The sequence below is a fragment of the Dinoroseobacter sp. PD6 genome, assembly GCF_028807315.1.
In the GTDB taxonomy this organism is placed as follows: domain Bacteria; phylum Pseudomonadota; class Alphaproteobacteria; order Rhodobacterales; family Rhodobacteraceae; genus Dinoroseobacter; species Dinoroseobacter shibae.
The window spans coordinates 91,849-101,380 of sequence record NZ_JARAMN010000014.1 but is presented as its reverse complement, the minus strand read 5'-3'; the positions used below and the strand labels follow the sequence as shown (position 1 = coordinate 101,380).

The 9,532-nt window shown below is 66.6% G+C and carries 11 protein-coding genes and 1 pseudogene; 6 read left to right on the top strand and 6 right to left on the bottom strand.

The window, feature by feature from the left end; all coding sequences use genetic code 11:
- Positions 1 to 577 (top strand): annotated as a pseudogene (locus PVW48_RS18810) (IS3 family transposase); the annotation flags it as partial.
- 391 nt (positions 578 to 968) lie between these two features.
- The gene (locus PVW48_RS18805) at positions 969 to 1,808 is read left to right on the top strand and encodes a formate/nitrite transporter family protein (RefSeq protein WP_012187308.1); all 840 of its coding nucleotides are present in this window, start codon (positions 969 to 971) and stop codon (positions 1,806 to 1,808) included.
- A 62-nt stretch (positions 1,809 to 1,870) separates the two neighbouring features.
- On the opposite strand, the gene PVW48_RS18800 is transcribed toward PVW48_RS18805, so the two are convergent.
- From PVW48_RS18800 to PVW48_RS18780, 5 genes are all read right to left on the bottom strand, one after another.
- Positions 1,871 to 2,029, bottom strand: coding sequence for a hypothetical protein (locus tag PVW48_RS18800; protein ID WP_274582472.1), 159 nt, complete (start codon positions 2,027 to 2,029; stop codon positions 1,871 to 1,873).
- A 31-nt stretch (positions 2,030 to 2,060) separates the two neighbouring features.
- Positions 2,061 to 2,255, bottom strand: a complete 195-nt coding sequence (locus PVW48_RS18795) for a hypothetical protein (RefSeq protein ID WP_274582471.1) — start codon at positions 2,253 to 2,255, stop codon at positions 2,061 to 2,063.
- A 65-nt stretch (positions 2,256 to 2,320) separates the two neighbouring features.
- Positions 2,321 to 3,043 carry a gamma-glutamyl-gamma-aminobutyrate hydrolase family protein gene (locus PVW48_RS18790; protein WP_274582470.1) on the bottom strand — a complete coding sequence of 241 codons (723 nt, stop codon included), beginning with the start codon at positions 3,041 to 3,043 and terminating at the stop codon, positions 2,321 to 2,323.
- 1 nt (position 3,044) lies between these two features.
- Positions 3,045 to 4,007 carry an amidoligase family protein gene (locus tag PVW48_RS18785; RefSeq protein WP_274582469.1) on the bottom strand — a complete coding sequence of 321 codons (963 nt, stop codon included), beginning with the start codon at positions 4,005 to 4,007 and terminating at the stop codon, positions 3,045 to 3,047.
- A gap of 62 nt (positions 4,008 to 4,069) precedes the next feature.
- On the bottom strand, positions 4,070 to 4,465 hold the full coding sequence (locus tag PVW48_RS18780; RefSeq protein ID WP_274582468.1) for a dihydroneopterin aldolase: 396 nt from the start codon (positions 4,463 to 4,465) through the stop codon (positions 4,070 to 4,072).
- Positions 4,466 to 4,631: 166 nt separating this feature from the next.
- On the opposite strand from PVW48_RS18780, the gene PVW48_RS18775 reads away from it, so the two are divergent.
- Entirely contained in the window at positions 4,632 to 5,558 is a 927-nt protein-coding gene (locus PVW48_RS18775; protein ID WP_274582467.1) for a homocysteine S-methyltransferase family protein, read from the top strand.
- Positions 5,559 to 5,608: 50 nt separating this feature from the next.
- The gene (locus PVW48_RS18770; RefSeq protein ID WP_274582466.1) at positions 5,609 to 5,830 is read left to right on the top strand and encodes a YgaP family membrane protein; all 222 of its coding nucleotides are present in this window, start codon (positions 5,609 to 5,611) and stop codon (positions 5,828 to 5,830) included.
- A 9-nt stretch (positions 5,831 to 5,839) separates the two neighbouring features.
- On the opposite strand, the gene PVW48_RS18765 is transcribed toward PVW48_RS18770, so the two are convergent.
- On the bottom strand, positions 5,840 to 6,547 hold the full coding sequence (locus PVW48_RS18765) for a GntR family transcriptional regulator (protein WP_338020483.1): 708 nt from the start codon (positions 6,545 to 6,547) through the stop codon (positions 5,840 to 5,842).
- A 290-nt stretch (positions 6,548 to 6,837) separates the two neighbouring features.
- Between PVW48_RS18765 and PVW48_RS18760 the strand changes: the two genes are divergently transcribed.
- Together PVW48_RS18760 and PVW48_RS18755 are read left to right on the top strand one after the other, a co-directional pair.
- Positions 6,838 to 8,493, top strand: a complete 1,656-nt coding sequence (locus tag PVW48_RS18760; RefSeq protein ID WP_274582464.1) for an ABC transporter substrate-binding protein — start codon at positions 6,838 to 6,840, stop codon at positions 8,491 to 8,493.
- Between the two features lie 82 nt (positions 8,494 to 8,575).
- Positions 8,576 to 9,529, top strand: coding sequence for an ABC transporter permease (locus tag PVW48_RS18755; protein ID WP_012187186.1), 954 nt, complete (start codon positions 8,576 to 8,578; stop codon positions 9,527 to 9,529).
- Positions 9,530 to 9,532 lie beyond the last annotated feature (3 nt).

Sequence of the window (9,532 nt, the reverse complement as noted above, 5' to 3'; positions counted from 1 at the left end):
TTGCCCGGTTGGCGTCGCTGAATGGGATCGCTGCTCAGGTGGGTTACAAATGCCGTCCGGTCCGCTATGGCGGCACGCCTGCCATCGTGGCTGAGAACAAGCTGGAGCAGCAATTTCAGGCCTCTGCCCCGGATCAGGTCTGGGTGACCGACATCACTTACATCAAGACACACAAGGGTTGGTGTCCGCCATAGGCCTCGGACCGATGGCGGCCACATGAATGGACATCTGCGTCGTAATAGACCTCTTCTCGCGCCGCGTCGTCGGCTGGTCTGCACAATCCCGCATGACCAAGGGTCTTGCCCTGCAAGCTTTGCTAATGGCTGTTTGGAGACGAAAGCCCACTCGCCAGGTCACGGTGCATTGCGATCAGGGTTCTAAATTCACCAGCCGCGAGTGGCAGACGTTTCTGCGCCAGCACAATCTGGAATTCAGCATGAGCAGACGCGGCAATTGCCATGACAACGCGGTCGCCGAAAGCTTCTTCCAGCTGGTGAAGCGCGAGCGGATTCAGCGTCGGACATACCCAACCCGAGAAGCTGCACGGCAAGACGTGCTCGAAGACATCGAGCTCTTCTAAAACTCAAAACGCAATCACACGAACAACGGCATGCTGTCACCCGTTAACTTCGAGATCAGACAGGAAAAACTGAACGAGGCAGGTGTCTCGGAAACTCGGGGCACCTCAGGCCACGGGGGCCAGCGGTGCCGCGCCGAGGGGCAGGGTGTCTTCCGCGAGCGCCCAGAGGGCCGGGGCAGGAAGGCCACGGCGAAGACCGGCGCGTGTTTTGCGAGGGTGAGCCCCACCGTGGCAGGGCGCGCGCGCTGGATCAGCGTGTCGCTGCCACTGGGTCGGGAGGGTGTACTCATGGCCGGGGAAACGCGCCATGGCGGGATTGGTTCCGGTCCGAGGGAACGATTCGCCCCCGCGGGGGTTGGGCAGGGGTATGTCCAGGAAAGGATGATTCATGTCAGACCGCACAGACCTCGCCGAAGCCGCGATCGAGACCGAGGACGAACAGCGCACCGTGGAGCGCGCCACCGCGATGCCCTCGCGGCTGGTCTTCGAGACGATCCGGCAGAGCGGCGATGAGGAGCTGCGGCGCCCAGCCATGGCGTTGGCCTTCTCGGGGGTCGCGGCGGGTCTTCTGATCGCTTTTTCGGTGCTGGGAGAGGCTCTTTTACGGGCGAATCTGCCCGATGCGCCCTGGCGCTACATCCTCGAGAATTTCGGCTACTCCCTGGGCTTCCTGCTGGTGATCCTGGGGCGGATGCAGCTCTTTACGGAGAACACGATCACCACGGTGGTGCCGGTGCTGATCACGCCCACGGCCGAGATGTTCGGCAAGGTCGCGAGCCTTTGGGGGATCGTGCTTCTGGCCAATGTGGTGGGCGCCTTCGCGGCGGGGGCGTTCCTTCTGGGTGCGCCGGTATTGAGCCCGGAGGTGGCCGAGGCGGTGATGGAGCTGAGCCGTCACGCCACGGGCATGGGCGCGGTGGAGGGGTTCGCGCGGGGGATCCCGGCGGGGGTGCTGATCGCGGCGCTTGTGTGGATGCTGCCGGTGGCGCGGGGCAACGAGCTGGCGCTGATCGTGCTGTTCACCTGGCTGATCGCGCTGGGGGATTTCACCCATATCATCGCGGGCTCGGTCGAGATGGCCTATGTGCTCCTGGCCGGTGAGCTTGGGCTGGGGCAGGCTTTGCTGGGGTTTTTCGTGCCGGTACTGGCCGGGAACGTGGTCGGCGGGACGGTGGTCTTCACCATGCTGGCCTGGGCGCAGACCCGGGCGGAGATTTCGGAGGATTGAGACGCAAGCACCCTCCCACCGCAGGGGGGGGGAGGGTGTGAAACAGGCTCTTCACATGGTGTTCAATCGGCTTTGCGATGATCCGAACCGTCGGCCGCGAGGCTGGATTTCGGCGCGTCTGGATCGTCCATCCGTTGTTCCGTGCGATATTTGCTGAAGGCGGCAAAGCCCATCACCGCAAGAATGGTGAAGAGAAAGAGGATGACGAGAAGTTGGGTCATTTCCATGGGGTTTCCTTTCGGGAGTTCGGGTTCAGTTCTCGACTTCGACGCCGAAACGGCCGTCGATCTGGGTGTCCGCGCCTTCGGGGGCCTCGCCCCGATCGGCCAGGATCACCAGGTAGCCGGCCAGCAAAACGGCCGCGAAGGCCACGGCGATGCCAATGCCGGCAAGGGCGCCGATATGGCGCTTGCGTTGGGTCTTGAGGTTGGTGTCGGGGGCTGACATGGCGCGCTCCTGTTGTCCGTTTCCTTGCGGGGTCAACGCATCGGGGCAGGGGTTGTTCCGCGCCTCTAGCCTGTCGTCAGCGCATCGCGGGTCACGTCCGGAGTTTGCAGGCGATGCTGCGCCCGGGCGCGGGCGGCGGTGACGAGGGCGCGGAAGATCGCGCGCTGGCGCCTTGCATAGACCAGGTATTCGGGGTGCCACTGGACGCCGAGGGCGAAGGGATCCTCGACGCGCTCGATGGCTTGGACCATGCCGCCGGTGTCGCGGGCGGCCACCCGGAAGCCGTCGCCGAGCCGGTCCACCGCCTGGCTGTGCAGGGCGTTGACGCGCATCGGCTCGGTGCCTGCGATCAGGGCGAGGCGGGCGTTGGCCTGCACCTCCACCATGCGCTTGGGCAAAACGGTCTTCACCGGGCGGGAGGTCGGATGGACCTGCCACGCGTTCTGGTGCAGCGAGCCGCCCGCGGCCACGTTCAGCATCTGCGCGCCGCGGCAGATGCCGAGCACGGGGATGTTGCGGATCAGCGCCTCGCGGGCGAGCCCGTGTTCCAATGCGTCCCGGGCGGGATCGAGCCGGGCGGTGGTCAGCACCTCGGTGCCGTAAAGCTCGGGCGAGATGTCGTCGCCGCCGCCGATCACGATGCCGTCGACCTTGTCGAGATCCGCGGGACGTCTGGCGCCCCAGCGCAGGCCCCGCCCGCCGGTCAGCCAGAGGTTGAGGTTGATGAAGGGAAAGACGCGCCAGCCGGAGCGGGAAGAGGTGGTCACGCCGATCAGGGGACGGGTCATATCAGGCTCCTTGCAAGGCGTTGAGCGGGGTGGGCAGGAGGGTATCGACGGTGTCCGCCCAGGCGCGGCTGGAGGCCAAAAGCCGGGCGCGATGCGCCTCCCACGCCTCGCCGAGCGCGGTCAGAAGCGCGTCGTCCGCGGCCACGGTTTCGACCGTATGCCATTGCGCCCAGGCCTCGGACAGGGACCAGTCGGGATTGTCGAGGCGGCAATCGGGCAGGCGGAAATGGAAGGCCGGCCGCCCGTCGATCTCGGTCAGGCCGGGGAAGTCCCGGGCGTAAGCCTCCGGATCGGCGGCCTTGAACAGGGGCAGCAGGTCGAGGCCGTGATTCCGGCTCTTCACATGGGTTTTGTAGATCTCACGCTGCGCGTCGAGGCCTGCATAGGGGGCGGCGACGAGCGCGTCCACCAGCGCCTCGGGCCAGGGGGCGACGAAGGGCAGAAGGCGCCGGGTCGTGTCGGGCGGCACGGTATGGCGCAGCCAGGGCTCCAGCAGGGCGAAGGCGCGGATGCTGCGGGTGGTGAGGGCGGCCTCGGGGGCGACAACGGCGACATTGAGATGGACGCCGAAGCCCTGCAGCGCGCCATGGCCGGTGCCTTCGCCGCCGGCTTGCCGCAAGGTGTCGCAGAAGGCGTCCAGCAGGGGCAGCGCGTCCGGGGGCAGGGGGTCGGTGATCAGCTCGATCGGGATGACCGGGCGGGCGAGGTCGAGGCCGGTTTCCGGGAGCCCGTCGCTCGCGTATTTCGCGAGGGGGGTGTCAAGTTCCACCTTCAGGCGGCCGAGGCGGGTGTCTTCGACGGTGACGCGATGGCGGCTTTCGGAGGTGATGCGACCGCCGAGATGGGTGCGGATCAGCTCGGCCACGTCGGCTTCGCGGAGGCCGGCGAATTCGATCTCGACTCCGATCTTGCGAAGCTCGCCATCGGTGGTGGTGGTTTGGGGCAGGGGGGGAAACTGGCTCATGCGGGCTGAACGCCCAAGAGCCGCAGAAGTTCCCGCCGGGGCGATGGCCCCTTGTGAAGAGCCTAGTTTGCGACGGTGCGGAAGCGGTCGAGCGTGGTGGCGTCCACCTGCAACCGGATCCCGAGGTTGCCCGTCCCGCCCAGCACGGGCCGTTTGCGCAGGTGGATATCGAGGCTGCGGATCGCGGGTTCGGCGGCGCAGGCGGCGGTGATACGGGTGATCAGACGCTCTTGCGTTGCGTAGTGGCCATCGCGGGCCAGGCGGTCGATCTCGGCCACCAGCGGATCGTAGTCGAAGACCCGGCCCATGTCGTCGGTGTCGATCAGCACCAGGGCGGGGTCGATGGCGAGGCTGAGGTCGAGGATATGGGTGTCGGGCACCACGTCGCCGGGGCCGTAGGTGCCGATTTCCGGCGCGATTTCGAGCGCGGTCAGCTCGACGGTGGCAAGGCAGGCCATGGCGGTGTCCTTCGGGGCAAAACAAGGTCTTTGCAAGGGGGTGGCGCGGGGTGTCCGCACCGCTTGCCTCGCAGGTAGCGAGAATGTGCGTTGGGGCAAGGCCGGGGCCGCTGGACGCCCTGTGCTGCGCGGCTATATCGAGCCGATGGAAAACAGGAACAGGCCCATGGATATTACCCTTCTGGATGGCGGTCTCGGGCAGGAGCTCGTGCGGCGCGCCGGGCGTGCGACGCCGCTGTGGTCGATGGAGGCATTGCTGAACGCACCGGAGCTGGTGCGTGCGGTGCATGACGACTTCTTCGCCGCGGGCGCGGAGGTGGCGACGACCAACACCTATGCGGTGCTTCCCGACCGGCTGGCCGCGTTCGACATGGCGGACCAGCTCGCCCCCCTGACCGAGCGGGCCTGCGGGATGGCTGCGGCGGCGCGGGATGCGGCGGGCGGCGGGCTGGTGGCGGGGGCGCTGGGGCCGCTGGGCTTTTCCTATCAGCCGGACAAGGCGCCGCCGCCGGAGCAGGCGGCGGAGATCTATGCCGAGGTGGCGCGGCTGCAGGCGCGGATCGTTGATGTGCTGGTGCTGGAGACCATGTCGTCGGTCGACCAGGCGCGCGGCGGCATGATGGGCGCACAGGTGGCGGGAAAGCCGGTCTGGCTGGCCCTGAGCGTGGACGACGCGGATGGCACGAAGCTGCGCTCCGGCGAGCCGCTGGTGGCAATTTCCCCTGTATTAGAGACGTTTTCGCCCGACCGGGTGCTGATCAACTGCGCCCGGCCCGAGGCGGTGTCGCAGGCGATGCCGATCCTGGCGGGGCTGCATCCGCGGATTGGGGGCTATGCCAACGGGTTCACGCGGATCGAAAGCGGGTTCAACCGGATCGGCGCCACGGTGGATCTGCTGCAGGCGCGGCAGGATATCGGACCCGCCGCCTATGCGGCCTTCGCGCAGGCCTGGGTGGCGGCGGGGGCGAGCACGGTCGGCGGGTGCTGCGAGATCGGGCCTGCCCATATCGAAGAGCTGGCGCGGGTGCTGAAAACCCCTGTGAAAGAGACGATTCCGGCTGGCCTGTCGGCGCGGGAAGTTGCTCCAGATTAATGCGCCGCATTTCGGGCGTGCCTATCCTCCTTGCGGGTCTACAAGGAGGCATGACCATGTATGAAGAGCGACTTGGACGTATCGGTGCCTGGGACCGCGGCTTGCGGGTCGCGCTGAGCTTTGTGTTGCTTGGATTTGCGCTTTTTTGCCCCTTCGCCAGGGATCTGGGACCGGTGGCGGTCTGGGGATCGGGCGTGGTCGGGGCGGTGGTGCTGGCGACCGCGCTGCTGGGCTGGTGCCCGATCTATCACCTGCTGGGCCGGGGGCGCTAGGCGCCGGGATCACCCGAGGAGCATGCCGCGCAGATCGGTGTCGTCGGCGCTGTCGTCGCCGAAATCGAGGGCGCTGTGGATGTCGAGCAGGTGGGAGCGCATCAGGCTTTCCGCTTCGTCGGCATCATGGCGGGAAATGGCGTCGATCAGCCTGGAATGGCATTGGGTGTCGCAGCGGACCCGTTCGCGCGCCCAGTAGAGGGAGATGATCAGGGCGGAGCGGGCGACCAGTTCGTCGACGAACCCTTCGAGGGTTCTCTGTCCGGATATTCGTGCGATTTCAACGTGGAAGGCGCCGCCCAGACGCAGGGCGCGCCCATGTTGCCGGGCGGCAAGGGCGTCCTGTTCTTCGGCGCTGTGCCTGCGCAGGTGGGCGATGTCGGCGGCGGTGGCCTTGCGCGCGGCCTCGAAGGCGGTGCGCGGCTCGATCAGTTCGCGGGCCTCGAACACCTCGCGCGCGTCTTCGGGCGTGGGCTGGGCGACGCGGGCGCCGCGATTGGGCCGGATCGTGACGAGATGCGCATGGGCCAGCGCCTGCAGACCGGCGCGCACGATGGTGCGGGAGACGCCGTAGATCTCGGTCAACTCGGCCTCAGCCAGGCGCGTGCCGGGGGGCAGGCGCTGTTCGTGGATCGCCCGCTCCACCCCCTCGAACACCGGGTTCTGGGTGGTTTCGGCGCGGTCCGGCGCCGCGTCGTGTACTCTCAGATCATCCATATCCATCACTCATTCCCGTCCTGATTGTATACACCATTTGTTTCGGGAAGCGCCAGAGTGCGGCCGAAACAAAGCGGTGATCGGCGGGTCTCCGGCGCAGCAAGCGCTTGATTTCAGGGCATCACGCAAGATAGTTGCACAAATCTCTTGCAAATGTATGCGGTAGATTTAAAACATGTATACAATAAAAAATAATCCTGTGGCCAAGGCGCTGGCCGGGGTTTGATGAGAATTGTCCGCGTTCCGCCTCCGCCGCGAGTCGGGGCGCAGAGCATCAACAGGAGAGAGACATGCGCACACGATTTTGGGCAACGACTGCGGCCGCGACCATGGCCGCCGTTCTGGCCTCCGGCTCGGCCTGGGCCGAAAGCGTTCTGACGATCGGGATGACGGCGGCGGATATTCCGCGCACCTCCGGTCAGCCGGACCAGGGTTTCGAGGGCAACCGCTTCACCGGGATTCCGATGTACGACGCCCTGACCCATTGGGACCTGTCGTCCGAGACCGAGGCGTCGGTGGTGATCCCCGGGCTGGCGACCGAATGGTCCGTGAACCCCGATGACACGACCAAGTGGACCTTCAAGTTGCGCGAGGGCGTGACCTTCCATGACGGCTCGCCCTTCAACGCCGAGGCGGTGGTCTGGAACGTGGAAAAGGTGCTCGACGACGAGGCGCCGCATTTCGCCCCCGATCAGGTGGGCGCGACCGCGTCGCGTATGCCGACCCTGCGCTCGGCCCGGGCGATCGACGAGCTGACGGTCGAGCTGACCACGTCGCAGCCCGATGCGTTCCTGCCGCTGAACATGACGATGCTCTTCATGGCCTCGCCGACCCATTGGCAGAGCCTCTATGACGCGGTGGATGCCGGGGTCACCGACCCGACCGAGCGGGCGGCCGCGGCCTGGACCGCCTTTGCCGCAAACCCGTCGGGGACGGGGCCGTTCAAGGGCGAGACCCTGGTGCCGCGGGAGCGGTTCGAGATGGTGCGCAACGAGAATTACTGGGACCCGGCGCGCACGCCGACCATCGACCGGGTGGTTCTGGTGCCGCTGCCGGATGCCAACGCGCGCACGGCGGCCTTGCTGTCGGGGCAGGTGGACTGGATCGAGGCGCCCGCGCCGGACGTGATCCCGCGCATCGAATCCCAGGGCAACGTGATCTATTCCAACCCGCAGCCCCATGTCTGGCCCTGGCAGCTGTCCTTCGTGGAGGACTCGCCCTGGCTCGACAAGCGGGTGCGCCATGCGGCCAACCTGTGTGTGAACCGCGAGGAGCTGCGGGTGCTTCTGGGGGGCTACATGGGGGTGCCCCAGGGCACGGTGAACGAGGGCCATCCGTGGTGGGGCAATCCGTCCTTCGAGATCAAGTATGACCCGGATGCGGCGCGCGCGCTGATGGAGGAAGCCGGGTTCGGCCCGGACAACCCGCTGAGCGTGACGGTGCAGACCTCGGCTTCGGGGTCGGGCCAGATGCAGCCGGTGACCATGAACGAGTATGTCCAGCAGAACCTGGCGGACTGCCATTTCGACGTGAACCTAGACGTGATCGAGTGGAACACGCTGTTCAACAACTGGCGGGCCGGGGCGAAATCCGAGGGCGCGCGGGACGCGGATGCGATCAACGTGTCCTTTGCGACGATGGACCCGTTCTTTGCCATGGTGCGGTTCGTCTCGACCGAGACCTTCCCGCCGGTGTCGAACAACTGGGGCTTCTTCGGCAATGACGAGTTCGACGCGCTGATCGCGGAGGCGCGGACCTCCTTCGACGATGCGGACCGGGATGCGGCGCTCGCACGGCTCCATGCCCGGGTGGTCGAAGAGGCGCCCTTCGTCTGGATCGCCAACGATGTGGGACCGCGCGCCATGAGCCCGCGTGTCGGCAACGTGGTCCAGCCCAAGAGCTGGTTCATCGACATCGCGCCGATGACCCTCGACGACGACACCTGAGGCTGTCGCCACTCCTCGGGTCGCCGGTGCATTTCCGCCGGCGGCCCATCCTTCCCTTTTCCAGGTTTCGGAGACGTCCGCCATGCTGACTTTCCTGATACGTCGCGTCGCCTACACGATCCCGATCATGCTGGGCGTGTCGCTGGTGTGCTTCGCGCTGGTGCATATCTCGCCCGGCGATCCGCTGGTCTCGATCCTGCCGCCGGATGCGTCGGTGGAGTTGCAGCAGCAGCTCATGGCGATCTACGGCTTCGACCGCTCCTATCCCGAGCAGTTCATCCGCTGGCTCGGCCGGGCGGTGCAGGGGGACCTGGGCAATTCCATCGCCACCGGGCGGCCGGTGACGGCCGAGGTGCTGAACGCGGTGGGCAACACGCTGATCCTGGCGGTGACCGCGACGATCATCGGGTTCACCTTCGGCGGGCTGTTCGGCTTCGTGGCCGGGTATTTCCGCGACAGCTGGATCGACAAGCTGGCCTCGACCATCTCGGTCGTGGGCGTGTCGATCCCCCATTACTGGCTCGGCATGGTGCTGGTCATCATCTTCTCGGTCCAGTTGGGCTGGCTGCCCGCGACCGGGGCGGGCCCGCGCGGGTCGAGCGAATGGGCCTTCGACTGGGAGCATCTGCAATACCTGATCCTGCCCGCCGTCACCATGTCGGTGATCCCCATGGGGATCGTGGCGCGGACGGTGCGGGCGCTGGTGGCGGATATCCTGCAACAGGAATATGTCACCGGGCTGCGGGCCAAGGGGCTCCTGGATCGCGGGGTTCTGGCCCATGTGATCAAGAACGCCGCTCCCACGGCCCTGGCGGTGATGGGTCTGCAGCTGGGCTACTTGCTGGGCGGATCGATCCTGATCGAGACGGTGTTTTCCTGGCCCGGGACGGGGTTCCTGCTGGGACAGGCGATTTTCCAGCGTGACCTGCCGCTGTTGCAGGGGACGATCCTGGTTCTGGCGATGTTCTTCGTCATTCTCAACCTGCTGGTGGATGTCGCGCAGAGCGCGCTCGATCCCCGGCTGCAAAGGAGCTGAGCC